This is a genomic window from Streptomyces sp. NPDC044033, from assembly GCF_056434425.1.
Window position 1 is genome coordinate 111222 of record NZ_JBWKFF010000019.1, and the last position, 24192, is coordinate 135413.

General features: G+C 73.5%; 22 protein-coding genes and 1 riboswitch. Of the genes, 5 read left to right on the forward strand and 17 right to left on the reverse strand.

Features of this window, described 5'->3' with window-relative positions; translation table 11 throughout:
• Positions 1 to 304 precede the first annotated feature (304 nt).
• On the reverse strand, positions 305 to 946 hold the full coding sequence (locus AC07AB_RS29535) for a CatB-related O-acetyltransferase (protein ID WP_478573047.1): 642 nt from the start codon (positions 944 to 946) through the stop codon (positions 305 to 307).
• 545 nt (positions 947 to 1491) lie between these two features.
• Positions 1492 to 2025, reverse strand: a complete 534-nt coding sequence (locus AC07AB_RS29540; RefSeq protein ID WP_478573050.1) for a hypothetical protein — start codon at positions 2023 to 2025, stop codon at positions 1492 to 1494.
• 132 nt (positions 2026 to 2157) lie between these two features.
• Here AC07AB_RS29540 and AC07AB_RS29545 point away from each other — a divergent pair, with 132 nt between their 5' ends.
• Positions 2158 to 3003 carry a hypothetical protein gene (locus AC07AB_RS29545; RefSeq protein ID WP_478573052.1) on the forward strand — a complete coding sequence of 282 codons (846 nt, stop codon included), beginning with the start codon at positions 2158 to 2160 and terminating at the stop codon, positions 3001 to 3003.
• Between the two features lie 9 nt (positions 3004 to 3012).
• Here the strand turns inward: AC07AB_RS29545 and AC07AB_RS29550 are convergent, their stop codons facing one another.
• The 3 genes from AC07AB_RS29550 to AC07AB_RS29560 all read right to left on the reverse strand — a co-directional run bounded on the left by AC07AB_RS29550 (position 3013) and on the right by AC07AB_RS29560 (position 6596).
• Positions 3013 to 5406 (reverse strand): ATP-binding protein, encoded by a 2394-nt coding sequence (locus tag AC07AB_RS29550; protein ID WP_478573055.1) that lies wholly within the window; start codon positions 5404 to 5406, stop codon positions 3013 to 3015.
• A gap of 128 nt (positions 5407 to 5534) precedes the next feature.
• Complete coding sequence (locus tag AC07AB_RS29555; RefSeq protein WP_478573057.1) at positions 5535 to 6299, reverse strand: CbtA family protein; 765 nt, start codon at positions 6297 to 6299, stop codon at positions 5535 to 5537.
• A 72-nt stretch (positions 6300 to 6371) separates the two neighbouring features.
• Positions 6372 to 6596, reverse strand: a complete 225-nt coding sequence (locus tag AC07AB_RS29560) for a CbtB domain-containing protein (protein WP_478573060.1) — start codon at positions 6594 to 6596, stop codon at positions 6372 to 6374.
• A 311-nt stretch (positions 6597 to 6907) separates the two neighbouring features.
• Here AC07AB_RS29560 and AC07AB_RS29565 point away from each other — a divergent pair, with 311 nt between their 5' ends.
• The 3 genes from AC07AB_RS29565 to AC07AB_RS29575 all read left to right on the forward strand — a co-directional run bounded on the left by AC07AB_RS29565 (position 6908) and on the right by AC07AB_RS29575 (position 9880).
• The gene (locus AC07AB_RS29565) at positions 6908 to 7495 is read left to right on the forward strand and encodes a histidine phosphatase family protein (protein WP_478573179.1); all 588 of its coding nucleotides are present in this window, start codon (positions 6908 to 6910) and stop codon (positions 7493 to 7495) included.
• A gap of 18 nt (positions 7496 to 7513) precedes the next feature.
• A riboswitch (cobalamin riboswitch) is annotated at positions 7514 to 7683 on the forward strand.
• A gap of 237 nt (positions 7684 to 7920) precedes the next feature.
• On the forward strand, positions 7921 to 9012 hold the full coding sequence (locus AC07AB_RS29570) for an enoyl-CoA hydratase/isomerase family protein (RefSeq protein WP_478573063.1): 1092 nt from the start codon (positions 7921 to 7923) through the stop codon (positions 9010 to 9012).
• Between the two features lie 91 nt (positions 9013 to 9103).
• A complete protein-coding gene (locus tag AC07AB_RS29575; RefSeq protein WP_478573065.1) occupies positions 9104 to 9880 on the forward strand; it encodes an enoyl-CoA hydratase in 777 nt (258 codons plus the stop codon).
• A gap of 135 nt (positions 9881 to 10015) precedes the next feature.
• Here AC07AB_RS29575 and AC07AB_RS29580 read toward each other — a convergent pair whose 3' ends face one another.
• From AC07AB_RS29580 to AC07AB_RS29635, 12 genes are all read right to left on the reverse strand, one after another.
• A complete protein-coding gene (locus tag AC07AB_RS29580) occupies positions 10016 to 10822 on the reverse strand; it encodes an endo alpha-1,4 polygalactosaminidase (protein WP_478573068.1) in 807 nt (268 codons plus the stop codon).
• Positions 10819 to 11511, reverse strand: a complete 693-nt coding sequence (locus AC07AB_RS29585; RefSeq protein WP_478573071.1) for a spherulation-specific family 4 protein — start codon at positions 11509 to 11511, stop codon at positions 10819 to 10821. The genes AC07AB_RS29580 and AC07AB_RS29585 overlap by 4 nt, the downstream gene beginning before the upstream one ends.
• Positions 11512 to 11531: 20 nt before the next feature.
• Positions 11532 to 12446 (reverse strand): NAD-dependent epimerase/dehydratase family protein, encoded by a 915-nt coding sequence (locus AC07AB_RS29590; RefSeq protein ID WP_478573180.1) that lies wholly within the window; start codon positions 12444 to 12446, stop codon positions 11532 to 11534.
• Positions 12447 to 12454: 8 nt separating this feature from the next.
• Positions 12455 to 13168, reverse strand: a complete 714-nt coding sequence (locus tag AC07AB_RS29595) for a nucleotidyltransferase family protein (protein ID WP_478573182.1) — start codon at positions 13166 to 13168, stop codon at positions 12455 to 12457.
• A 52-nt stretch (positions 13169 to 13220) separates the two neighbouring features.
• On the reverse strand, positions 13221 to 14228 hold the full coding sequence (locus AC07AB_RS29600) for an SDR family NAD(P)-dependent oxidoreductase (RefSeq protein ID WP_478573073.1): 1008 nt from the start codon (positions 14226 to 14228) through the stop codon (positions 13221 to 13223).
• 189 nt (positions 14229 to 14417) lie between these two features.
• Complete coding sequence (locus AC07AB_RS29605) at positions 14418 to 15902, reverse strand: hypothetical protein (RefSeq protein WP_478573076.1); 1485 nt, start codon at positions 15900 to 15902, stop codon at positions 14418 to 14420.
• 17 nt (positions 15903 to 15919) lie between these two features.
• Entirely contained in the window at positions 15920 to 17422 is a 1503-nt protein-coding gene (gene pelF, locus AC07AB_RS29610; RefSeq protein WP_478573078.1) for a GT4 family glycosyltransferase PelF, read from the reverse strand.
• A 58-nt stretch (positions 17423 to 17480) separates the two neighbouring features.
• Entirely contained in the window at positions 17481 to 19655 is a 2175-nt protein-coding gene (locus tag AC07AB_RS29615) for a hypothetical protein (protein WP_478573081.1), read from the reverse strand.
• A gap of 560 nt (positions 19656 to 20215) precedes the next feature.
• The gene (locus tag AC07AB_RS29620; protein WP_478573083.1) at positions 20216 to 20656 is read right to left on the reverse strand and encodes a nitroreductase family deazaflavin-dependent oxidoreductase; all 441 of its coding nucleotides are present in this window, start codon (positions 20654 to 20656) and stop codon (positions 20216 to 20218) included.
• A 113-nt stretch (positions 20657 to 20769) separates the two neighbouring features.
• Positions 20770 to 21267, reverse strand: coding sequence for an NUDIX hydrolase (locus tag AC07AB_RS29625; protein ID WP_478573085.1), 498 nt, complete (start codon positions 21265 to 21267; stop codon positions 20770 to 20772).
• Between the two features lie 141 nt (positions 21268 to 21408).
• Positions 21409 to 21978, reverse strand: coding sequence for a hypothetical protein (locus tag AC07AB_RS29630; RefSeq protein WP_478573088.1), 570 nt, complete (start codon positions 21976 to 21978; stop codon positions 21409 to 21411).
• 106 nt (positions 21979 to 22084) lie between these two features.
• Positions 22085 to 22867, reverse strand: coding sequence for a glutamate racemase (locus AC07AB_RS29635; RefSeq protein ID WP_478573091.1), 783 nt, complete (start codon positions 22865 to 22867; stop codon positions 22085 to 22087).
• 148 nt (positions 22868 to 23015) lie between these two features.
• Here AC07AB_RS29635 and AC07AB_RS29640 point away from each other — a divergent pair, with 148 nt between their 5' ends.
• On the forward strand, positions 23016 to 24185 hold the full coding sequence (locus AC07AB_RS29640) for a glycosyltransferase (protein WP_478573093.1): 1170 nt from the start codon (positions 23016 to 23018) through the stop codon (positions 24183 to 24185).
• Positions 24186 to 24192 lie beyond the last annotated feature (7 nt).

Here is a 24192-nt window from a genome sequence, read left to right on the forward strand (position 1 = left end):
CTGTAGGCTCTCTCTGTGTTTTGTTATTCTCCCCCCCCCCCCCCCCCCCCCCCTTCCCCCCCCCCCCCCCCCCCCCGGAACACCGGTACTGGACGTACAGGAGGAACCGTCTTCCGCGGCCGGGCGGCCCCGTGCCCGATGCGGGCCGCCCGGTCGTCGAGCGACTCACATGATTGGACTAGACCAAGCCCCCGTCAAGGTTTTCGGACAACTGACGGACATCCAGCAGGCACCGACAGGCGAGGCACCGCCGTGGGAACAGTTGGACCACGGGATCAGATCACCGGGCTACCGGATCACCGGGCTACCGGGGCGCCACGGCCTCAAGCGCCTCGACGCTCCCGGACATGATGGTGCGGATGTGCTCGGTGATGTGCTCGGCGGGCCAGTCCCACCAGGCGAGCGCGAGCAGGCGCTCGACGGTCGCGTCATCGAAGCGGCGCCGGATGAGCCGGGCCGGGTTGCCGCCGACGATGCCGTAGTCGGGCACGTCGTCGACGACCACGGAGCCCGAGGCGATGACCGCGCCATGGCCGATCCGGACGCCCGGCATCACGGTGGTCCGGTACCCGGACCAGACGTCGTTGCCCACCACGGTGTCGCCCCGGCCGGGCAGGCCCGCGATCAGGTCGAAGTGGTCGGTCCAGGAGCCGCCCATGATGGGGAAGGGGAACGTCGAAGGGCCGTCCATGCGGTGGTTGGCGCCGTTCATGATGAACCGCACCCCTTCGCCCAGCGCGCAGAACTTCCCGATGACCAGCTTCTCCGGCCCGTAGTGGTACAGCACATTGCGCGTCTCGAACGCCTCCGGGTCATCCGGGTCGTCGTAGTAGGAGAACTCCCCCACCTCGATCAGAGGTGAGGTGACCAGCGGCTTGAGCAGCACCACGCGCGGCTGCTCGGGCATCGGGTGGATCACGGTGGGATCGGCGGGGACGGCGGGCATGACGGATCGGACTCCTCGCTCGGTGCGGTAGGGCCCGCTCATGATCGCAACGCGCCTCGCCGCGGGCGAACCATTTCGCGCCGCAGCCCGGGGAGCCGTCGCCGAGGCCGCCGGGACCACCGTGCCCGGTGGGAGGTACCATCGCGCGGCGTTCATGATTCAGTGGCGGTTGCGTGCGGCGGGGAGTGGCGGGTGGCGGAGGGGCTGCGACTGCGGGTGCCGGTCGGGGAGGACGCGGGGCGGTGGGTGACGCGGGGCCGGTGCCGCCTGGTGCTCTTCGTCGTGCACAACGTGACGTCGGCGACCCGGCTGCTGGATGTGCTCCCGCTGTTCCGCGACGATCTTCGGGTGCAGATGCTGGCTACGTGCACCGGGTCGTCGCCCTTCCTCGCCGGGGTGCCGGAGCTGCTGGCGGCGGCGGGGCTGCCGGTACTGCCGTGGGAGCAGGCGAAGGCGACGCGGGTGGATCTCGTGGTGTCGGCGAGTTACGGCGGTGAACTGGAGCTGCTCCAGGGCCGGTTGGCCGTTCTGTCACACGGGATCGGTTATAATAAGAGGCTCTCGACACCGGACACCGGACACCGGACACCGGACACCGGACACCGGACACCGGACACCGGACACCGGACACCGGACACCCGTCGCCCGCGCCCGTCTTCGGGCTCTCCCCCGAGTGGCTGCTGCACAACGGCCGCCCCATCGCGTCCGCGACCGTCCTGTCCCACCCCGAACAGCTCGCGCGCCTGGCCGAAGCCTGTCCGGAAGCCGCTCCGACCGCCGTACTCGCGGGCGACCCCTGCTACGACCGCGCCCTCGACGCCCGGCCGCTCCGCGACCGCTTCCGCCGCGCGCTCGGCGTCGCCCCCGGCCAGCGGCTGATCCTGGTCAACTCGACCTGGTCGCCGCGGGCGCTCTTCGGCGACGGCTACGGCGGGGAAGACCCCGCGGCCTCGGACGACCGGGAAGACCGGTGCGAAGACGGCGGCGACCTGCTGCCGTCGCTGCTCCCCCGGCTGGCCGCCGAGCTGCCCGCCGACGAGTACCGCACGGCCGCCGTCCTGCACCCCAACATCTGGCACGGCCACGGCCCCGGACAGGTACGGGCCTGGCTGGACCGGGCGCGCCGGGCCGGGCTCGTTCTCATACCTCCGCTGGACGGCTGGCGCCAGGCACTGATCGCGGCCGACTGCGTGCTCGGTGACCACGGCTCGGTGACCTTCTACGCCGCGGCCCTCGGCACACCCGTCCTGCTCGGCGCCTTCGCCGACGCCGACCTCGACCCCGACTCCCCCGTCGCCGCCCTGGGCCGCACCGCGCCCCGGCTGCGCCCCCACGGCGACCTGCGCGCCCAGCTCGATGGTGTGATGGCCAGTCACACACCGGGCCAGTACGCGGAGTTGGCGGCCCAGACCACGTCCTCGCCCGGCCAGTCCGCCGCGCTGCTCCGCCGTGCCTTCTACCGCCTCATCGGCATCCCCGAACCCGCCGCCCCCGCCCTCCTCGACCGGCTGCCGCTCCCGCCGCACGAGCCGGCCGAGCGCACCGCGCCCCTGCGCGTGCTGACCCGGCTGATCAGCGCCGGGCCGCCGGAGATCGCCGTCACCCGCTACGCCGGAGCGGCGCACGAGCCCGTACACGCGACCCCGGAGACGGAGGCGGACGCGGCGCACACCGCCGTGCACGAGGACGCCCAGGACGCCGACCGACTGCGGATCGCCGATGTCATCGTGCAGTACGCGGCGGGAGACGACCCGCGCCTGGGCCCGCCGGCCGCGTGGACCGCCGAGGTGCTCGACCGCCACCCGCGCTGCGCGCTCGCCGCATATGTCACCGGCCCGGGGCGCTGCACCGCACGCACCCGCGACGGGGATCTCGTCCACCTGACCGGCGCGCGCGACGCGCGGGGCCGCCCCGACCCGGGCGATCCGGCCGCCTATGCCTCCGCCCTGCACGCCTGGCTCGCGGGCGGCAAGTCCCTGGACGAGGCGACGGCTTCGGGCATCCTCGTGATCACAGGCTGCGCGCGCCGCCCTGTCGCCGTCCGGCGCGCCGGGTAGCGGCCGCTCTCAGGCCAGCCCGCTCAGGCGGGCGCTCACCCGTGTCACGGCCGCGCTGTCGCCCGACGCCTCGTACAGGTCGCGCGCCGTGCGCAGATGGCGCGCCTCGTCCGCCGCGTCCGCCAGCGCCTTGGCGCAGGCCGCGCGCAGTTCCGCCGCGTCCGCGCGCTGGAGTACGGCGCCCTCCGACTCCAGTACCGCCAGCGCCTCGTCCAAGGGCGTGCGGGCGGCGGCCGGTTCGCCGGCGGTGAGCAGCGTCTCGCCGAGGCTCATCCGCACGCGCGCCTCGTTGTAGTGGTCGCGTTCGCCCAATGCATGGAACTGCCCCAGCGCGTAGCGGAGTTGGAGCACCGCGTCGGTGTGCCGGCCCTGGCCGCGCAGGGCACGGCCGATGTGGTGCTCCAGCAGCGCGAGGGCGCGCGGCACGTCCCGTTCGCCGTCCTCCCCCGGCCCGATCTCCCGCAGGATCGCCTGGGCCTGCCGGAAGCGCTCCTCGGCCTCCTCGTACCGCCACTGCCGCAGGTGCACCAGTCCGAGCGATTCCACGGCGGTGGCCTGCCCCCGGCGGTGCCCGGCCCGCTCGTCCGCCGCTGCCGCCCCGGTCAGCTCCGCTACGGCGTCGGCCAGTTGACCGCGCCCCATGTAGGCGAACGCCAGTTGGGTCCGCATCCGCCCCTCCGCCCGGCGGTCGCCGAACTCCTCGGCGCAGCGGGCGGCGGCCCGTACGCCCCTGCGGTGGGTCGCCACCCACTGCTCGTGGAGGCCCAACCGCAGATGCAGGCCCCACATCGCCTCGCACAACTGCCAGACCAGTTCGTCGAAGCCGTACTCCTCGGCGGCGCGTACAGCCTCGGCGAGGTTCTCGTGCTCGCGCCGCAGCGCGGCGAGGGCCGTACGGGCGTCCGCGAACTCATGGCCGCCTGCGGTGCCCAACTGGCCGTAGGCGAGGCCGAGATGCCAGCGGCCGGGGATGACGCGGGCGTCGGCGGCCACGGCGAAGCGCAGGTACCACAGGGCCATGCGCCGGACGGCGTCCGCCGTTCCCCTTCGGCCGTCCTCCTCGTGGGCGCGCCGTTCGGCGTGCCGCCGCACCACGTCGTGGAAGCGGTAGCGCTCCGCGCCGACCTCCTCCAGCAGGTGCACCTCGGCGAGGTCTTCCAGGAGCCGGCGTGCCTGTGCCTCGTCGGCGCCGACGGCCGCGGCGGCGGCACCGACGGGGAAGCTCGGCCAGGGGCGCAGGCCGAGCAGCCGGTAGAGGCGGGCGGCCCCGGCGTCGAGGTCACGGTAGGAAAGGTCGGTGGCGTGGAAGGCGGGGTCTTCGTCGGCTCGGCCGTTCATGTCCGTCGGATCTCCAGGAAGGCGGTCGTCACGGCGGGCGAACTCCCTTTCCAGAGCTTCCCAGTTGAGGTGTTCCCGTACGGCCATGCGCGCTCCCGTCCCGCAGAGCGCGAGCGGTATGCCGCCGCACCGGGCCGCGACCGCCTCGGCGTGCCGGAGGTGCGGGGTGGTGCGCTCGGCTCCGGCGATGCGCGTGAGGAGGCGGACGGAGTCCGCGGCGGTCAGCGGGTCGAGGCGGATGACGCGGGCGCCGTAGTCGCGTACGAGCTCGGGCAGCCGGTGGCGGCTGGTGATGATGACGAGCGAGCGCGGGGCGGCGGTGAGCAGGGGCGTGAGCTGCGCGGCCGAGTGGGCGTTGTCGAGTACGACGACCAGGCGGCGGCCTGCCGTGCGGTCGCGGTACAGGTCGGCCTGGCCCTGTTCGTCGGCCGGCATCCGGTCGGGGGCCACCCCGAGCCCGCTCAGGAACCGTACGAGCGCGGCGGACGGGGCGACGGCGGTCTCCGCCGAGTCCCCCTTGAGGTCGGTGTGGAGCTGTCCGTCGGGGAAGCGGTCCTCCAGCTCACGGGCGCAGTGGATCGCCGTCGCGGTCTTGCCGATGCCGCCCGGTCCGACCAGGGCGACGATGCGGGGGCCCGTACCCGCGCCGTCGGCCGGGGCGTCGAGGAGGGCGGTGACGTCGGCGAGGATGTGGTCGCGGTCGGTGAACACGGCGGTTCCGGGCGGGAGCTGCCGCGGGCGCGCCACGGCGGCCGGGGCGGCCGGTTCCAGCCATCGCGCGGCGCTCAACCACGTCGCCAAGTCGTCGGCGAACCCCGGTTCGCGGCGGGCCTCTTCGATGAGCAGGGCGGCCAGTCGGCGGCGCTCACCGGCGTCGGCGGGAGCCGCGAAGGGCGCGGTGCCGCCGTCGGGCGACCCGTCGTCGCCGCGGTGCCACAGCCGTCGTACGAGCCCGGCCAGCCCTTCGGAGGTGCGTCTGCCCAGCTCCCCGGCGGCCCCCGACATGGCCCCTTGCCCCACCGTGTTGAGCGCCGACAGCACCGCCGTCATTGTGAACGGGTCCACGGTTTCCTCCCCAGTCTGCCGCTGCGGTCACGTTATCGGGAAGATCGCGGGCGTGGGGAGTGCCACCCTGCGGGCCGTGTTCCGCCGCGGGCCCGGCTCCGCGCGGGCGGTGCCGGGCCCTTGAGAGGTCAGCGGGCCGGGGCGGCTGCCCTGGCGGTGGGGTCGGACTGCTGTCCGGGCGCCGCCTTGGGGATCAGGAGCCGTTCGGCGAGGTGGCCGAAGAGCAGGCCGAAGCCGGCCCACATGACGAGTTGGATGGTCAGCGCCGTGAGGCGGAACTGCCAGAGCAGCGTGGCCGGGAAGTCCTTGGGGACCTCGTTGATCGCCGGCAGGAGGGCGTAGGCGATGCCGATGACGACGGCGAAGGCCGCGCCGGCCGTGACGGTCGCGTACCAGTTGCCCAGCCGGGGGGCGAGCCGTCGGCCCAGGATGAGCGCGCCGACGGCCAGCAGGACGCTGAGCACGATCATCAGGAAGTAGAGCGTGGTGCGTTTGCCGATGGTGTCGGGGTCGCCGACGGACGGCGGGTTGGCCGGGTACTTCAGGAACGGCACCACGTAGACGGTCAGCAGCGCGCCGAGGGAGATCAGGACGGCGGTCGCCCGCGGGCCGATCCTGCCGACGCGGCCCACCGCGACGCAGAAGGCGAGCGCCGCGATGCCGCCGAGCGCGACGCCGTAGATCAGGACGCCGGTGGCGAGCCCGGCCGTGGACTGGAGGGTGCGGCTGACCAGTTCCACGCCGTGTTCATGGCTGTGCCCCTCCTCGTACGCGATGGCGGAGTCGACCCTGGACTCGCCGAGCAGATAGGCGACGAGCAGGGCCGGTACGCCGGCGACGAGACCGGCGAGCATGCCGCGTACGAGCAGGGCTCGTACGGATATGGAGTTCACGAGTGCGTTCCCCTTGTTCTCAGTGTCTGTGCGCAGTGACTGGACTCGGAAGATCGGTCTCAGCGACTGGTCTCAGTGGCAGGGGAAGCCGAGGAGGTGGCGGCCGTCGTGCACCCACTCGTGCACGTCGGCTCCGGAGATGAGTGAGGTGGCGCCCTGTTCGGCGCCGACGAAGTACAGGAGCACCAGCATCAGGATGCCGAAGAAGACGGCCCACGGCGCGATCTTCTTCAGGGAGATGGGGGTGATCGCCGGTACGGCGGGGGCGTTGGGGGTGGGGGCGGCGGAGTGTGCCATGGCAGAACCTCCTGGGGAACACGCGTCCCGGTCGTTGGTGCCGTGGACGACGGTGCGGGGTCTGACTTCCCTGCCGCCGCCCCGAGTCGGGGCCGCGGCCTGGTCCACAGTGGCGCGACCGTGCCGGGTTCTCACCGGACTTCCGTCACACCGTCGTCATGTCCACGCGACCGTACCGCGCCGTGACCTGCGACGCCACGGTGTGTGGCGGCCCGGATGCCGCACGCCCCGGCATCGGCGCCCGCGACGGGCGTGATGTGCTGGGGCCTGGGCCGGGCAGTCCGGCGCAGGCCCGGAGGGAGTGGGACAGGATGACGGTGCGGGTGCTGCTGGTGACGCCGGCGGTCAACGCGGAGCTGCGGCAGGCGCGGTTCGGCGACGACTCGCCGCTGGACGGCGCCGGGTTGCGGCAGGCGCGCGCCGCGGCGGGCGGACTGCCGCGCTCCGGCCGTCAGGTGCGCGCCGCGTCCAGGCGCTGCCGCGAGACGGCCGAAGCGCTCGGTCTGGCGGCGGCGGGCGCGGTCCCCACGCTCGACGACCTCGACGCGGGCCGCTGGCGGGGCCGGTCGCTGGCGGAGGTGGCCGAGGCCGAGCCCGGCGCCGTGGCCGAGTGGCTGGCGGACCCCGGAGCCGCGCCGCACGGCGGTGAGTCGGTGCGCGGGCTGGTCACGCGGGTCGGGGACTGGCTGACGGCCTGCGAGGACGGCCGGGTACTCGCCGTCGTGGAGCCCGCCGCGGTGCGCGCGGCGATCGTGCACGCACTCGACCTGCCTCCGCAGGTCTTCTGGCGGCTCGATGTGCCGCCGCTGGCGCTGACGGAGCTGAGCGGCGGCGCGGGGCGGTGGAACCTGCGCTGCGGGCGGCCGCTCGGGGCCGGTTCCCCGGAACCCTGGACTTAGTAGGACGTCCAACTATATGTTCGTGGGGAAACCCGCGGTGCAGGGAAGCTGGTGTGAATCCAGCGCGGTCCCGCCGCTGTGACCGGGGAGTGCGTCTTCGCGCAAGCAGGCCACCGGCGAGAGCCGGGACGGCGGAAGGCGCGCGCTGAACCGGAAGTCAGGATACTGACCGCGGGGTATTCCGTGTGGTCCACGAGGATGGAGCGAACACGCATGGCACCGGTCTGTTCCCGCGCACCGGACGGTCCCGCGACGGCTCCGGCGGCGCCTCCGCCCTGACGCCCCGCGTCTGCCGGCCCCGCTCCCTCCCTGACACACCGCGCCTGCCGGCTCCGGTTCCTCGCCCACGCGTTCCCCGCCCACGCGCCATCGCGCGACGGCACGCCCCGCCCCTGGATCCCCTTGACGAGAACAGGTTCTGCCACGTGAGCCCCTCCCCGCACGACGAAGCGCCCGCCGACGACGCCGTCCTCCTCCGCAAGGACGGCCGGGCGGGCCGGATCGTCCTCAACCGCCCGCGGGCGTTGAACGCCCTCACCCACTCCATGGTCCTGCGCATCGACGCCGCGCTCCGCGCCTGGGAGCACGACGGCGACGTGGCCACCGTGGTCATCACCGGGGCCGGTGAGCGCGGCCTGTGCGCGGGCGGCGACATCCGCTCGATCCACGCGGACGCCACCGCCTCGGGCGGCGCCTCCACCGGTTTCTGGCGCGACGAATACCTCCTCAACGCCCGTATCGCCGACTACCCCAAGCCCTATGTGGCGGTCATGGACGGCATCGTCATGGGCGGCGGGGTCGGCCTCTCCGCGCACGGGGGCGTCCGGATCGTCACCGAGCGGTCGAAGGTCGCCATGCCGGAGACCGCCATCGGCTTCGTACCCGACGTGGGCGGCACCCACCTGCTCGCCCAGGCGCCCGGGGAGCTGGGCACCCATCTCGCCCTGACGTCCTCCGCGATGGGCGCGGGCGACGCGTTGCTGTGCGGATTCGCCGACCACTTCGTGCCGTCGGACCGCCTGGAGGCGCTCGTGGACGCGCTGGCCAGCACGGACGCGGACGCCGCCGTACGGGCCGAGGCCCGCCCCGCGCCGCCCGGCGTGTTCGAGGAGCGGCGGGAGTGGATCGATCGCTGCTACGCCGCCGGGACGGTCGAGGAGATCGTGGAGCGGCTCTCGAACACCGGGATCGCGGCCGCCAAGGAGGCCGCCGAGCAGATCATGGGGAAGTCGCCGACCGCCCTGAAGGTGACCCTGCGCGCGCTGCGCGGCGCCCGCGCCCTGGGCGCGCTGCGGCCGGTGCTCGACCAGGAGTTCCGCGTCTCGTGCGCGGCGCTCGCCTCGGCGGACCTGGTCGAGGGCATCCGCGCCCAGGTCATCGACAAGGACCGGCGGCCGCGCTGGTCTCCGGCGACGCTCGAAGCGGTCACCGAGGAGCACGTGACCGGCTTCTTCGCGCCGCTCGGCGACGGCGAACTCGGGCTCGGCCCGGCCCCGGCGGAGGGACGGCGGCCGTGACAGCCGCCGCCGCGGGGATGAGCAGCGTGGGCGGCGGCCGGGCCGAGGACTCCGGCGCCGCGGACAGCACCGTCGAAGGGACGTACAGCCGATGACCGATTACGAGACCATCCTGCTCGACCGCGAGGGGCGCGTAGGCGTCATCACCCTCAACCGGCCCCGGGCCCTGAACGCCCTCAACCTCCAGCTCATGGACGAGGTCATCGACGCCGCGACCGCTCTCGACCGCGATCCGGACATCGGGTGCGTCGTGATCACCGGATCGCGGAAGGCGTTCGCGGCCGGCGCCGACATCAAGGAGATGCAGCCCAACGACTATATGGACGTCTACCTCAGCGACTGGTTCGCCGCCTGGGACCGGCTGGGGCAGCTCCGCAAGCCCACGGTCGCCGCGGTGTCGGGGTACGCGCTGGGCGGCGGGTGTGAGCTGGCGATGCTCTGCGACATCGTGCTGGCCGCCGACACCGCGGAGTTCGGCCAGCCGGAGGTCAGGCTGGGCGTCATCCCCGGCATCGGCGGGTCGCAGCGGCTGACCCGCGCGGTCGGCAAGGCCAAGGCGATGGAGCTGTGCCTGACCGGCCGGACGATGGGCGCGGACGAGGCCGAACGGGCGGGCCTGGTCTCGCGGGTGGTCCCGGCCAATGAGCTTCTCGCCGAAGCGCTGGCCACGGCGGGCACCGTCGCCGAGATGTCCGCGCCCGTCATCATGATGGTCAAGGAGAGCGTGAACCGGGCCTTCGAGACCACTCTCGCCGAGGGCGTGCGGTTCGAACGCCGGCTGTTCCACGCGACGTTCGCGACCGCCGACCAGAAGGAGGGGATGGCCGCGTTCACGGAGAAGCGGCCGCCGTCCTTCACGCACCGCTGAGGGGCCGGTGAGAGGGGGCGCCTCGAAGCCGGGGCCGCGGCGGAACCGCACCGCCCTCAGAGCCCCCGTCCTGTCCCGGGCCGGATCAGCGCGCGTGCCAGGCGCCGGGCGCCCGGCCGGGGGCTGACACCGTTCTCAGCAGGGGCGCCGCCAGGCGTCCAGTTTCAGGCGCTTCTGCATGGAGCTGAGCCCGATCCGCTCGGTCTTCGCGCAGAACTCGCCCGGCTCCAGCTTGTATTCGACATGGAAGACGGCTTTGCCGTGCTCGATGAACGGCCGCAGCTCCTCGCACTCGTTGAACTGCGCGCACTCCTCGTTCACGGCGAAGTCGAAGTCGTCGACCAGCTGCGGTATCTGATCGACGTCGTTCTTGAGCCCCACGGCGAGCCCGCGTTCGTGGGCCAGCCCCGCGATCATGCGGTTGTAGGCGAGCTGCTGCGCGGCGGTGACGGTGAACCCGGTGCGGTTGCGGTACGCCTCGGTGAGGTCGGGCTCCACCGCGTCGAACCCCTTCTTCCGGCACATGTCCATGCGGGCGGCCATGACCGGGCGGAGCCGGTCGGGGCGGCGGATGTCCAGCCACCGCTCCCCGCCCCAGCCGTTGTTCGCGCCCAGCAGCTTCTCGGAGAACGCCCCCTCGTCGGGCCGGAAGCTCTCCCAGGCGCCGACGTTGAGGTAGCAGATCACCTTGACGCCACGGGCGTGCAGGGCGGCGACGGTCCGCGCGCTGTTCTCGAAGCCGTCGATGTCGTAGACGGGTACGCGCACGTCGGTGTCGACCCGCCCGTCGAGCTGCCATTGCCAGGCGGTGCCGGGCTTCGGCTGCCAACGGCTCTTGGCGGGAGCGTCCTCGCGCGGCTTGGGCAGGCCGGTCTGCGCGCAGCCCGCCATGAGCAGCGCGAGCGAGACGAGCAGCGCCGCGCGGACGCGTCGTACGGTCACCAGTGTTCCTTTCGGGTCGCGGTCTCCGGCGGCGCGGTCTGCCAAGGATTGGCGCCGGCCCCGGGCACCGCGTAGTGCACCGCCGCGCCGCGCCGTCCGGCGGTCCGGGCCACCTCGTCGGCCCGGCCGGGCGGCACCCCGTAGACGAGGTGGCAGAAGCGCCGCGGCGGGTGGCCGTGCGCCCAGGCGGGCACTTCGGCGCGCTGGTACGCGGCCCAGTCGCCCTCGAAGGTGACGAGCAGGTCGGCGATCTCGGCGTATCCCGGGTCGGGGTACGTACCGGGGTTGAGGACCGTCCGCCGGGCGCCCAGCACCCGGGCGGCGACGATCAGGCGGCGGTAGCGGGGCAGCAGGGCGGCCTGCGCCGCGGCCTGGTCGAGGAAGACCCCGTCGACGCCGTACCACCTGCGGTGGCGGCGGATGTCGGCGACGACGGCGCGCAGCGGGCGCCGCCCGTATCCGGTGTCGACGTAGCCGAGGAGCGGGATGCCCGCCCCCCGCAGCCGGGTGGCGGCGACGGTGAAGGCGGGGTCGGGCCGGGCCCCGGGGCCGTCGGCGGCGTTGAGGATCACCGCTTCGAGCCGGGTCGCGGCCCGCACCAGCGCCGTCCACGCCTGAGGGTCGGCCTCCGGGTGGACGTACAGCGGCACGAGCAGCCGCTGCCCGGTGTCGCGTGCGGGCCCTGTCATGGCGCCGGCTCCGGGCCCCTTCATCGCGCGGGCTCCGCGCTGCGGTCGTACGCCGCCCAGAGGTCGGCGAGGGAGTCGTCGAGGGTGTGCCGCGGCGTCCAGTCGAGGGCCGCTCGGGCGGTGGAGATGTCGGCCTGCTGCCAGGGCACCGCGGCGGAGCGCCGTGATCCCTGGCCGCCCTCGTCGATCTCGCCGCGGTGCCCGGCGGCGCGGGCGAGCCCCTCGGCGAGGGCGCGGGCGGGCCGGGCGGTGCCGCTGCCGATGTTGATGAGGCGTGGCAGCGGTCCGGGCGCGGTGACGGCGCGTACCACGGCGTCGGCGACGTCGCGGGCGTCGACGAAGTCGCGGCAGGCGGAGAGGTCGCCCACGGCGACGGGGCCGTCGGGCCCGGCGCGGCGCAGCTCGGCGGCGAGCCGGCCGGGCAGGGTGGTGCCGGGTGCGTACGGGCCGACGGGGTTGAAGACCCGTAACACGACGGCTTCGAGCGGGGATTCGGTGACGGCGAGGGTGCCGGCGAGTTTGGTGGCGCCGTAGAGGCCGAGGGGCCGGGCCGGGTCGCTCTCGGCGGAGGGGCGCGGCCCGTCGGGGGCGCCGTACTCGGCGGCGGAGCCGAGGTGGATCAGCCGGGCGGTGGGCGCGGCTTCCTGGAGCGCCGCGCAGAGGAAGGCGGGGCCGCGGGCGTTGGTCCCGGCGAGGTGGACGGGGCTGCCGCCGGTCGCGCCCGCGCAGTTGACGACGGCGTCGGGCGCGAGGGTGCGCAGGGCGTCGGCGAAGCCGGGCCCGTCGGCGGTGGCGAGGTCGACGGTGAGTCCGTTTCCGGGGGTACGGGCGGGGGTGCGGCCCCCGCCCGTGACCCGCACGCCCGGCAGGGCGCGGAGCTGCCGGGCGGTGTGTCCGCCCAGAAAGCCGCCGTCGCCCAGGACGAGGATGCGCATGCGGCTGGTCACACTCCCTTGATCAGCATGTCGCGGCGGCCGGCGAACTCGGCGTTGGCCCGGTCGTAGTCGTCGGGCCGTCCGATGTCGAGCCAGTAGCCCTCGAACGGGTAGGCGCGGGGCGGGTTCCCGGCGGCCAGCAGGTCGAGGACGAGTTCGTCGAAGCCCAGCGGCAGCCCGGGGGTGTAGCCGGCGAGGGCGTCCCGGGAGATGCCGTAGACGCCCATGGAGACGCGGTAGTCCATGCTGGGCTTCTCGGTGAAGCCGACGACCCGGTCGGATTCGGTGGTCAGCACCCCGAAGTCGATTTCGACCTGGCGGGCGTAGGTGGCGATGGTCAGGGAGGCGTCGGAGTCGCGGTGACCGCGCAGCACGTCGCCGAAGTCGAGGTCGGTGAGGATGTCGCCGTTGAGGGCGAGGAAGTGCTCGGGGAGCCGGTCGAGCATGGTGAGCAGCGGTCCCATGGTGCCGAGCGGGCTGTCCTCGGTGGTGTAGCCCACGCGCAGGCCCCATTGGGCGCCGGTGCCGACGTAGGCGCGGATGATGTGGCCGAGGTGGCCGATGGCGAGGGTGCAGCTGGTGAACCCGGCCGCGGCGAGCTGGCGCATCACGATCTCCAGGATCGCGTGCTGGTCGCCGATGGGAACGAGCGGCTTGGGCAGCGCCGTGGTGTAGGGACGCAGGCGGACGCCCTTGCCCCCGGCGAGGATGACGGCGTGCATCGGGTCCTTCTCATGGGCAACAGACATGGCACTGACTCCTTTTGACATCTCGTCAGACGTTGTAGATGTCGGTCTTGTACCGGGCCAGGTTCGCCGGGTCGCGGAAGAACTCGATGGTGCGGCCGAGACCTTCTTCAAGGTCGTGGGCGGGGGACCAGCCGGTGGCGGCGCGCAGCCGCGAGGCGTCGCAGAGCAGCCGCATCACCTCGGAGGCGGGCGGCCGCACCCGGCGGGTGTCCTCGTGGACGTCCAGTTCGGCGTCCATGAGCTTGCCGATGAGCGTCACGAGGTCGCCGATGGAGATCTCGCGGCCGGTGCCCGCGTTGAAGGTCCGCCCGACGACGTGCTCGGCGGGCGCGGTGCCGACGGCCAGGAACGCGGCCACGGTGTCCTTGACGTAGCTGAAGTCCCGGGTGGGGCGCATGTCGCCGAGGTCGAGCGAGCGCTCCCCCGCGGCGACGCGGGCGATGACGGTCGGGATCACGGCGCGCATGGACTGGCGGGGGCCGTAGGTGTTGAAGGGCCGCAGGGTGACGACGGGCGTCTCGAAGCTGGCGTGGTAGCTGTCGGCGAGCCGGTCGCCGCCGGCCTTGGACGCGGCGTACGGGGACTGCGTGTTGATCGGGTGGTCCTCGGTGATCGGCACGGTCAGCGCGGTGCCGTACGTCTCGCTGGTGGAGGTGTGGACCAGCCGGGGCGTCCCCAAGTGGCGTACGGCTTCGAGGATGTTGAGGGTGCCGGTGACGTTGGTCTCCACATAGCTGTGCGGCGCCTGGTAGGAGTACGGGATCGCGATGAGGGCGGCGAGGTGGTAGACGGTGTCGGCGCCGGTGACCAGGCCGGTCACGGAGCCGGGGTCGCGTACGTCGCCGAGCACGACCTCGGTCTGGGCGAGCACCTCCTTCGGCAGCGTCTCCAGCCAGCCGAACGAGGAGAAGGAGTTGTACTGCACCATCGCGCGCACCCGCCGGCCGGAGGCGACAAGCGCCTCGACCAGGTGGGAGCCGATGAATCCCTCCGCGCCGGTGACGGCGACGGGTACTTGGGGGACTGCGGTCATGCGGGTACTCCTCTATCGCGACACGCTCTGCGGCGTGTTCCCTCTGTGACGTGTCGGTGCTGTGACGTGCGCTCGGTGATGCGCCGGTGCTGTGCCGTGGGGCGGGTGCGCGGTGCGCTTGGCGCCGTACTGGTGGTCTGCTGTGCGTGGTGCGGGTGGAACGGGCCGTGCCGCGGTGCTCCGCGCCGTTCAGCGGTGGGTCGTGATCCGGCCGAGCTGGGCGGTGGCGACGGCGAACAGGGCGGCCGCGGCGGCGCCGCACAGGGCGAGTTGGGCGGTGGTCGGGCCGGCCGACCGCAGGATGAACACGACCGCCTCGCCGGCGGCCGCGCCGATGCACAGCAGCGCGGGGGCCCAGGCGGTGCCGAGCGCCTGGAGCAGCAGCCCCGTCCACAGCACCGCGCCCAGGAGGAGCAGGGCGGCGTTGCGCGGCGCGGACAGCGGCGGGCTGCCGGGCCACAGCGCCGTCGTCGCGAGGGCCAGTACGGCCAGCGCCCCCAGGTAGGTGCTCAGGCACACGGCCAGCACCCGCGCGGCGCGCAGCACCAGCCCTCCCGTGCTCGTACTGTGCGCGAGGGCGCGCAGGGACAGCCCGCGGCAGCGGTAGAGCAGCCACTCGGCGGCCCCCATGCTGAGCGTGAGGGCGATGACGATGGGCCCGGAGGCAGGCGCGCCGTTGCCGTACCAGAGCCGGTCGCCGAGCGCCGCGAAGGTCGTCAGTACCCCGCAGGCCAGGCCGAACAGCCCGTAGGGCACCGACGCGGCCAGCGGCGCGGCGGCCGGGGCGGACGGCGGGGCGTCGCGGGTGGCGCGTACGGTCTCGCGCGCCGCGGCCCCGAGCGCCCCGCCCACGGTGGCGAGCAGCAGAGCCGCGCGCACCGCCCCCGGCAGGTCGGCCGCGAGCAGCAGCGCGGCCCCGGCCGCCGTGGGCAGCAGACAGAGCAGCAGCAGCCGTTCGCCGCCGAGGACCAGCAGGACGGTGGCCGCCGCCAGGTACAGCGACTGGCCCGCGGAGAAGGCCGTCACCCCGCCGGGCGCGAGGAACGCCAGCGCGGAGCAGAAGGCGAGCACCGCGCCGAGCGACGCGCCCAGCCGCAGGGTCCGGCCGCAGGCCGCGCGTCCGCCGGAGGCCAGCCGGCCGTACGCGCGGTGGGCGAGCCCCTGGTTCCAGGCCCAGGCGACGAGGGCGGAGGCGACGAGCGCCGCCATGCTCGCCGTCTGCTGTTCGCGGGGCGCCACGAGGAAAGGTTCCGCCAGGCCGTAGCCGAGCCCGGGGAGGGTGAAGACGACGGCGCGCAGCAGGGACTGCCAGGGCGCGGCCTTCCACGGGTCGGGCCGGGGGCCGGGGTCGGGGTAGGCGCGGGGCACCTTCGCGAACAGGTCCTCGGCGAGCTCGAAGGCGTCGCGCCGGCCGTAGCGCTCGACGGCCTTCTCGGCCGTCATGCCGTCCGCTTCCAGCACGGCGGCGATCTCGTCGGGGTGCACGGCGGCGGCGCACACCTCCAAGAGCTCCTCGGCGAGTTCGTCGAGCGGGTCCGCCGCCCAGCCGGGCCGGCGGTGCGGCCGGGCCGGGCCCTCGGCCGCGGCGCGCAGCCGCCGGGTGGTCGCGGGACCGCCGTCGGGCGGCGGCCCCCAGTGCAGCCGCGGTACGGGCTCCGGGTCGTCGGGAGGCACGAGTCTGAGTAAGCCGCTCATCCGGCACCGCCCGCTGCCATGGCCATGGCGGGGGCCTCCTCCGCCGCGAACCGGCCGGAGGTGCCGGCGAGTCCGTGGTAGATGTCGCGGAAGGCGGTGATCGTCTGGCGGAGCGTGAACTGGTCGATCACCCGTAGCCGGGCCGCCTGCCCCATCTTGGTGCGCTCCTCCCGGTCGCCCAGCAGACGCAGTGCCGCGCGGGCCATCCGCTCGGGGTCCCGGGGCGGCACGACGAGTCCGCTGTCGCCGACGGCCTCGCGCACTCCCCCGACATCCGTCGAGACGGTGGCCCGCCCGCAGGACATCGCTTCGATGAGGGTGAAGGGGAAGCCCTCGCTGATGCTGGAGAGCATGACGACGTTCCCGGCGGCATAGGCGTCCCGGATGTCCTCGACCCGCCCCTCGAAGGTGACCGCGTCGGCCGCGCCCAGCTCCGCGGCGAGCGCTTCGCAGCCCTTGCGGTAGCCCTCCGCGCCGCGCGGAGTGCCGCCGAAGATCCGCAGCCGGGCGGCCGGCATCTCGGACCGTACGATCGCGAAGGCGCGGATGAGGGTCTCCAGATCCTTGATGGGGTCGACGCGGCCGGCCCAACTGAGCGTCGGCTCCTCGGGTTCGGGGCCGGCGAAGGGGAAGGCCGCGGGGTCCACTCCGTTGTAGACGGTGCGGATGCGGTCGGGCGGAGTGCCGCCGTGCTCCTCCCAGCGGCGGTTGTAGCGGTTGCCGGGCGTGACGAGCGCGGCGCACCGGTAGCTCTCCTGGGCGAGCATCCGGAAGAAGCCGAGCATCAGGGCCCGTACGGGCCAGCGGTAGGGCTCCTTGCGGAAGCCCAGATAGCGTTCGCGGAGGTAGATGCCGTGCTCGGTGAGGAGGAACGGCGTGTTGTGCCGGTGGTGGGCGACGAGTCCGGGCAGCGCCGCGAGCCCGCCGCTGACCGCGTGCGCGACCCCGCCCGGCGAGGGTCGTGCGGCGAGCGGGCGCAGGGCGTGTTCGAGCAGGTCGGTGGCGGTCAGCGCGTCGTGCAGAGTGGGCCGGGCGGCGGCGGTGGGCAGCCGGGGGTCGGTCCACAGCCGGGCCAGGGTGCGGGCGGCGGCCTCCGAGCGCAGCGCCGCGGAGAGCGTGCCGCGCTCGGCATAGTCGGCCAGTCGGTAGAGCTCGTCGGCGAAGTGGTACTCCTGGTCCGGGTCGAGAAGCGCGCACAGGAACTTCTCGTAGCCCTCCAGGAATCGGCGCATGGCGCGGCCGCGCGGGGCCGCGCCGTCCGGCGCGGCCCCCCACAGCGGCAGGGTTTCGCATTCCTTGACGTTGCCCGGGAGCGGCCAGGCGAGCTTCTCCTGGCCGGTCCCGGTCACCGCGATGATCTTGAAATCGGCGTCCGGCATGCCCTGGACGAGCTGATCGCACCAGACGCTTACGCCGCCGTGGCTGTGCGGATAGGTGCCCTCGGTAAGCAGGGTCACCGAGACGGTGCCGAACCCCGGTCCGGCGGGCGGTTCGTGCATGGAAGTCGCTTCTCCCCGATCGGTACTTCCCTGGAGACGGTGCGGAACGGCGGTTCTCCTACCGCCGGGTGGTGTCTCCGGGGCCGTAGCCCACCGAGTGGCGTACTCCGGCCGGGACCGGGAGGTCGGCGGCCGGGCGCTGTACGTGCGCGGCCGCTCCGGCGTGGGCCGCCGGGGCGGGGGTCGCGGCGGCGGGCAGGCCGAGGGTGACGGCGCTCTGCCCGGCAGCGGGCGCGGCCCAGCCGGAGCGCTGCCCCGCGTACGCGGCGCCGAAGGCCGTCTGGGAGCCGCCGTTGTTCTGCACGGTGCCGTCCGGGGCGGTCACCGGCGCCTTGACGCCGGCGGGAGCGGTGACGGTGACAGCCGAGCCGATCCGGTAGGCGGTGACCTGTCCGGCGGTGACGGCCCGCTGCCAGTCGGCCCGTTCGCGCAGCTCGGCGCCGGCGTCCCGCATCCGCGGGTTGATCAGCGGGGTGTTGTCGGCGAACAGGGCCTTGTAATCGCCGAGTACCTTGTCGAGCGCCACGTAGCCGATGCGCTCCTCGGAGAGGTTGGACTGGTGCATGAAGTGCGGGCGCGGGTCGTTGCCCAGCACGTGTCCGAGCGCGATCCGGGCTTCGAGCGGCACGATGTACGAGGTGTAGCCGGTCGCGATGTCCAGCGGTGCGGGCAGGCAGGTGGTGTTGGTGGAGGTCTCGCAGGTGCCGCTGCCGCCGTCGGCCTTCTTGCCGTAGATCCAGTTGTACTCGTCGACCTCTTCGGCGGCCTTGCCCGCGTTGTAGAAGACGTTCATCGGGTAGCGGGGCACGGTGAGCGCGGGGCCGACCGCGCGCTGGCCCTTCTCCCGGGAGGTGTCGCTGCCGAGCCAGGTGGCGCCGGTCGCGATGAGCGCGGGCGTGAGCTCGGGGTTGTCGGCGGGCTGCTGGGGCGTGGTGGAGAGGCCGGAGTGCTCACCGGTGACCAGCTCGTGCGGTTCTACGGTCAGCCCTTCCTTCTTGGCCCAGTCGAGGTTGTCCTGGATCTGCGAGGTGATCTCGGCGCGGGGGGTCCACAGCGGCCGGCCGCTGGAGTCGGTCTTGCACTTCCAGGGCACCACGCTGAGGTCCTGCACACAGCCGAGCCAGGCGTGGCTCAGGGTGTGGTTGATCCAGCGGTATGAGCTCTGGTCGGCCACGAACTTCTCGGCGAGCGGGTCCTTGCCGCCGTGCTCTGCCTTGTACTCGACGCTGCCGCCGCCGTTGTAGGCGAAGTCGATCTTGATGCCGCTCTCCCGCGACCACTCCTTCGCGTGCTCCGCGTCGTCGGTGGTCATCCGGATGGGGTCGGTGACGGGTTCGGTGCCGCCGGGGCAGTCGACGTCGCCCGGGGTGCAGTTGAGCTTGCTGTCCCACCGGTCGTCGGCGGCGAAGAGGTCGTCGACGTGGATGGAGAAGTAGTTGTGGGAGGCGCCCAGGTGGACGCCCTGGGTCAGCCACTCCAGGACGCCGCGCGACACGAGTCGCTGCTGGCTCTGGTACTCGTTGTAGACAAAGGTCACCACGAGTTCGCTGCGCCCGTCGTGCGTGTACTCACCGATCAGGGAGCCGCGGGCGGAGCTGCCGGCGATGGCGGTGTCGAGAAAGCTGGTGAAGGTCGCGCCGTCCTGCTGCTTGGCGAGCGGCACGGCCGCGTAGCCGTAACTTTCATTGACAGTAGGGTCGTTGTCCTCAAAAGGAACGTTTCCACTGAGGTACTTGAAGGGGCCGGCGGAGCCGGCCGCCGTCACCTGCGCGGTGCGCCCGTCCAGCGGGCCGAGGTAGCCGGAGTCCTGCGCGAGGTTGAGGCCGACGGCCGGCCGGGCGTAGGTGTAGGCGTCCACCTGCCGTATGCCGAAGCGCTTCTCGTACGCGGCCAGCGCGGCCATTTCCTTCGAGTCGGCCCCGAACGGGTTGTCGTTCGGCAGTACCACGCCCTGGTACTTGGCGCGCGGCCGCCCGTCCACGGTGTCGCTGAGGAACGCGTCGTCGATGCGGGCGCGCCCGCTGTCCGTGAGGCTGACGGTGGTGAACGGCGTCCCGGCGCCGGTCAGTTCGGCGCGTATCGCCGCGGTGGCGGGCTCGCCGTCGTCGACGACCAGGAGCCGTAGGTCGACTCTGGGTATGTCCTCCGCGGCGCTCGCTCCGGCCGCCGGTAGCGCCATCGCGAGCAGTGCGGCCGCGGCGCATGCCGAGGCCAGTCGGGCCAGTTGCCCCATGGTGTTCTCCCCCCGGGACGGAACCGTGCGCGGTCCGTCCGGTACAGGTGCGTGCGCAGCGCGAAGAGCGGTGACCGCACGCGAAACCGATGTCATCCTTCGAGTGCGGTGTGACCCCAACGGCGGCCGGAGCTCCCCACCCCGGCTCAGCACGCCCCTGCACGGGCCCCACGCCCACGCCTCAACCGCACAGCCATATATTGCGGCAAACCGGAGTGCCGCGAGTCGCACACTGCTCAGGAAGCGGCCATCCCGCGCCGCCGGCTGTCCTGAATGCACGCTGCAAGGATCACGGCGGCCGCACCGGGGCGGCGGTGGCCCGTGTCGGTGGCACATGTGGTGACCTGGACCGGTATTGGTCTAGTCCTCCTGATCGACTAGTTCGCTTCGATGTTCGGGGGGTGCTCGGCCACAGGACACGCCCGCCCGGAAATCGGCCGAATGATGGCCGTCCCAAATGTCAGGTACATACAGAAAGGGGCGGCTCCGCCCCGCCCGCGTAGCGGGCCGGATCGGCGGAACCGCCCCCTCCGACTGTCCAAAGGACCCTGCCCCCGGGCTCAGGCCCCGGCGGGCTCCAGCACGAACACCGGAATCTCACGGTCCGTCTTGCGCTGATAGTCGGCGTAGTCCGGGTACGCCTCGACCGCGCGCCGCCACCACCGCGCCTTCTCCTCGCCGGCGATCTCACGCGCCGTCAGATCCCGGCGCTCGGCCCCGTCCTGCAGCTCGACGTGCGGGTCGGCCAGCACGTTGAAGTACCAGACGGGGTGCTTGGGCGCACCGCCCAGCGAGGCGACCGCGGCGTAGGAGCCGTCGTGCTCCACCCGCATCAGCGGGGTCTTGCGGATCTTGCCGGACTTCGCACCCCGGGTCGTGAGGATGATGACGGGCATGCCCTGCATCGTGTTCCCCTCGCGGCCCCCGGTCCGCTCGAACAGCTCGACCTGGTCGCGCACCATCTTCTCCGGGCTGGGCTCGTACTCTCCCTCTAGCGGCATGATGTCCTTCCCTCATGAAAGAGCGATCGCGCGGCGTCTTACCCGGCCGGTCCACGGCCGGCGCCACTCATGACCTTTGCTTACCACCCGGCCCCCCGCAATCGGCAACCGCCCTACCGCCGTGTCGCGTCCGGCGCCCCGTCGACCCCCCGGAACCAGGTGGGCTCGTCCCCCGCGGCCTGCTTGATCCGCGCCATGGCGAACTCCTCCAAGGCGGGCAGCGCGTCCAGCGAGAACCAGCCCACCTCCAGGGACTCGTCGTCGTTGACCTTCGCCTCCCCGCCGACGGCGCGGCACCGGAAGCAGATGTCCATGAACTGGCAGACGTCCCCATTGGGGTAGGTCACCGGGTCCAGCGCCTCGACGAGCAGCACCCGCTCGGGCACGACGTGCACGGCGGTCTCCTCGTACACCTCGCGCACGGCCGTCGCCGCGGGCTGCTCGCCCGGCTCGGGGATGCCGCCGATGATCGACCAGCGGCCGTTGTCGGCCCGGCGGCCGAGCAGCACCCGGCCCTGGTCGTCGAAGACGATCGCGCTGACGCCGGGCATCCACAGCAGCTGGTGGCCCGCGGTCGCGCGGAGTTCTCGGATGAAGTCGGGAGTCGCCATACCCCGAGCGTAATGGGCGTGCCGATCATGAGCCGGGGGCGGCACGGCGCGCAGGGCGGGCCCGTGGCCCGGACCGCGAGAACGCGGCCCGGGTTGGGCGTGACTCGGACATTGTTCGAATGTGGCTAGGAATCCGCCCCGCTACGGCTGGATACGCGCCGTACGGCCGGGGGGAGCGAGGTGCAGCAGGTCGCGGATCACCTGCACGGCAGCCTCTGCGTCGTCCACGGTGACGGTGAACGACATGCCGTCGCCGAGCCGGATCACGATCGCCTCGCCGCGCCGCACCACGACGGCGGTGCCGATCTCGGGGCGCCAGCGGTAGCCCCAGCCGCCCCACTGGCGGGGCGTGACTCTGGGCGCGAAGTCCGCGTCGACGACATGGGCGAGCAGGATGCGGCGGCGGGGCAGCCCCATGTGGCCGCAGCGCACTTCCAGGGCCTCCTTGTCGACCCGCACCGCCACGTGCACGAAGGCCAGGGTCCCGTAGAGCATCAGCAGTCCGGCCGCGAGACAGCCGACCACGGACATCACCAGCGGTGCGAGCCCCGAGGTCCACGCGGAGTCGACGGCCAGCTGGACGCCGAGGGCCACGCAGGCCGCGCCCGCCGCGGCCAGCACCCACTGCACCCGGTTGGTGGCACGCCCTGTCCAGACATCGGGGAGGTGCGGGGTCACGCCCGGCTTCTCGTCCTCGGTGTGGTCCTTCATGGGAGGCAGCCTATCCAAATTCGGGCATGCCGACAGCGGGCCGAACGTCCCGCACCGTCCGTACCCATGTTCCCCCTGGCCCATTCCTCCAGGTCGGCCCCTGCTGTCAGGCCGGACTGACCACCGCCAGAAGACGCCCCTCCGGATAGGTGAGCGAGGCCGGCTCCAGGGCCGCCTCCTGACCGCCGAGCAGGACGGTGAGATCACCGGTCGGCTCGGCCGCGGGGGCCGGTCGCGCGCCGATCCGGCGCAGCGCCTGGGCGGCGACGGCGTCGGCCGAGCCGTAGAGCGCGAGGGGCGGCGCGGCGGGCTGCTGGACGGCGGCGAGGATGCGCTCGGCGACCAGCTCGTAATGGGTGCAGCCCAGGACGACGGCCCTTACATCGTGGGGCGTGCGGGCGGCGGCGACGGCCACCGCGGCGTCGAGGGCGGCCGGATCGGCGTGCTGCACGGCGTCGGCGAGGCCGGGGCAGGCCACCTCGGTGACGTCGACCCCGGCGGCGAAGTCCCGGATCAGCCCACGCTGGTAGGGGCTGCCCGTGGTGGCCGGGGTGGCCCAGATCGCGACCGGCCCGCCGCCGACCGCCGCGGGCTTGATCGCCGGAACGGTCCCGACCACGGGGATGCCCGGCTCCAGCTCGGCGCGGATCGCCTCCAGGGCGTGCACGGATGCGGTGTTGCAGGCGACGATCAGGGCGTCGGGGCGGTGCGCCGCGGCGGCCCGTACGCAGCCGAGTGAGAGTTCGGTGACGTCCTCGGCGCTCCGGGGGCCCCAGGGCAGTGTGTCGGGCGCGGAGGAGAGCACCAGATCCGCGTCGGGTCGCAGCCGGCGTACGGCGGCTGCCGCGGCCAGCAGCCCGTTACCAGAGTCCATCAGCGCGATCTTCACTCGATCACCTTACCGGGGCGGTCTGCGCGGGGGCGCGCGGGGGCGGACGCCGACTGCCGCACGCCTCCTGCCACCGCCTTCCGCCGATTTCCGCGCCGATCGCGCGGGGGCCCCTCCGGGAGGGCGCGGGTGAGGCAGACTGCGGCGGGTGAACGCGTTGACCTGGATCGCCGTCGTCTCCCTGGCCGCCTGGGGGTGGCTGCTGCTGGGACAGGGCTTCTTCTGGCGTACGGACGTCAGGCTGCCGGACCGGGCGCCGCCCGCCGAGTGGCCGTCGGTCGCGGTGGTGGTACCGGCCCGGGACGAGGCGGAGGTCCTGCCGCGGAGCCTGCCCACGCTGCTCGCCCAGGAGTACCCCGGCCGGGCGGAGGTCTTCCTGATCGACGACGGCAGCTCGGACGGCACGGGCGACCTGGCGCGGGCGCTCGCCGCCGACCGGGGCGGACTGCCCCTGACCGTCGACTCGCCGGGCGAACCGGAGGCCGGCTGGACCGGGAAGCTGTGGGCGGTACGGCACGGGATGGCGCTGGCCCGTGCCCGTACGGACGCCGAATACCTGCTGCTGACGGACGCCGACATCGCGCACGGCCCGGACAGCCTGCGCGAGCTGGTGTGCGCGGCGCGGACGAACGGGCTGGACCTGGTGTCGCAGATGGCCCGGCTGCGGGTGGAGACCGTCTGGGAACGGCTGATCGTCCCGGCGTTCGTCTACCTCTTCGGGCAGCTGTTCCCGTTCCGCTGGGTCAACCGGCCCGGTGGGCGGACGGCGGCGGCGGCGGGCGGCTGTGTGCTGCTCGGCGTGGAGGCGGCCGAGCGGGCGCGGATCCCGGAGGCCATCCGGCAGGCGGTGATCGACGACGTGACCCTGGCGCGGGCGGTCAAGCGGTCCGGCGGGCGGATCTGGCTGGGGCTGGCGGACCGGGTGGAGAGCGTCCGGCCGTATACGGGCCTGGGGCCGCTGTGGCGGATGGTGTCTCGGAGCGCGTACGCGCAGCTGCGCCACCATCCGCTGCTGCTGGTGGGCACGGTCGCGGGGCTCACGGTGGTGTATCTCGCGCCGCCCGTGGCACTGGTGGCGGGCGCGGCGGCCGGCGCCGCCGCCCCGGCGCTGCTCGGCGGCTGCGCCTGGGCGGTCATGACGGGCACCTACCTGCCGATACTGCGCTACTACCGGCAGCCGCTGTGGCTGGCTCCGCTGCTGCCGCTGATCGCCGCGGCGTATCTGGCGATGACCGTCGACTCCGCCGTGCAGCACTACCGGGGCCGCGGCGCGGCCTGGAAGGGGCGTACGTACGCCCGTCCCGAGGCCGCGCCGTGAGCCGGCG

Excerpts from the sequence above, each read along its gene's own strand:
- pelF (WP_478573078.1), bottom strand. The coding sequence starts at position 17,422 with ATGCACGAACCGCCCGCCGGACCGGGGTTCGGCACCGTCTCGGTGACC.
- AC07AB_RS29620 (WP_478573083.1), bottom strand. The coding sequence starts at position 20,656 with ATGCCGCTAGAGGGAGAGTACGAGCCCAGCCCGGAGAAGATGGTGCGC.
- AC07AB_RS29615 (WP_478573081.1), bottom strand. The coding sequence starts at position 19,655 with ATGGGGCAACTGGCCCGACTGGCCTCGGCATGCGCCGCGGCCGCACTG.
- AC07AB_RS29565 (WP_478573179.1), top strand. The coding sequence starts at position 6,908 with ATGACGGTGCGGGTGCTGCTGGTGACGCCGGCGGTCAACGCGGAGCTG.
- AC07AB_RS29575 (WP_478573065.1), top strand. The coding sequence starts at position 9,104 with ATGACCGATTACGAGACCATCCTGCTCGACCGCGAGGGGCGCGTAGGC.
- AC07AB_RS29600 (WP_478573073.1), bottom strand. The coding sequence starts at position 14,228 with ATGACCGCAGTCCCCCAAGTACCCGTCGCCGTCACCGGCGCGGAGGGA.
- AC07AB_RS29630 (WP_478573088.1), bottom strand. The coding sequence starts at position 21,978 with ATGAAGGACCACACCGAGGACGAGAAGCCGGGCGTGACCCCGCACCTC.
- AC07AB_RS29560 (WP_478573060.1), bottom strand. The coding sequence starts at position 6,596 with ATGGCACACTCCGCCGCCCCCACCCCCAACGCCCCCGCCGTACCGGCG.
- AC07AB_RS29590 (WP_478573180.1), bottom strand. The coding sequence starts at position 12,446 with ATGCGCATCCTCGTCCTGGGCGACGGCGGCTTTCTGGGCGGACACACC.
- AC07AB_RS29585 (WP_478573071.1), bottom strand. The coding sequence starts at position 11,511 with ATGACAGGGCCCGCACGCGACACCGGGCAGCGGCTGCTCGTGCCGCTG.
- AC07AB_RS29535 (WP_478573047.1), bottom strand. The coding sequence starts at position 946 with ATGCCCGCCGTCCCCGCCGATCCCACCGTGATCCACCCGATGCCCGAG.
- AC07AB_RS29595 (WP_478573182.1), bottom strand. The coding sequence starts at position 13,168 with ATGCACGCCGTCATCCTCGCCGGGGGCAAGGGCGTCCGCCTGCGTCCC.
- AC07AB_RS29625 (WP_478573085.1), bottom strand. The coding sequence starts at position 21,267 with ATGGCGACTCCCGACTTCATCCGAGAACTCCGCGCGACCGCGGGCCAC.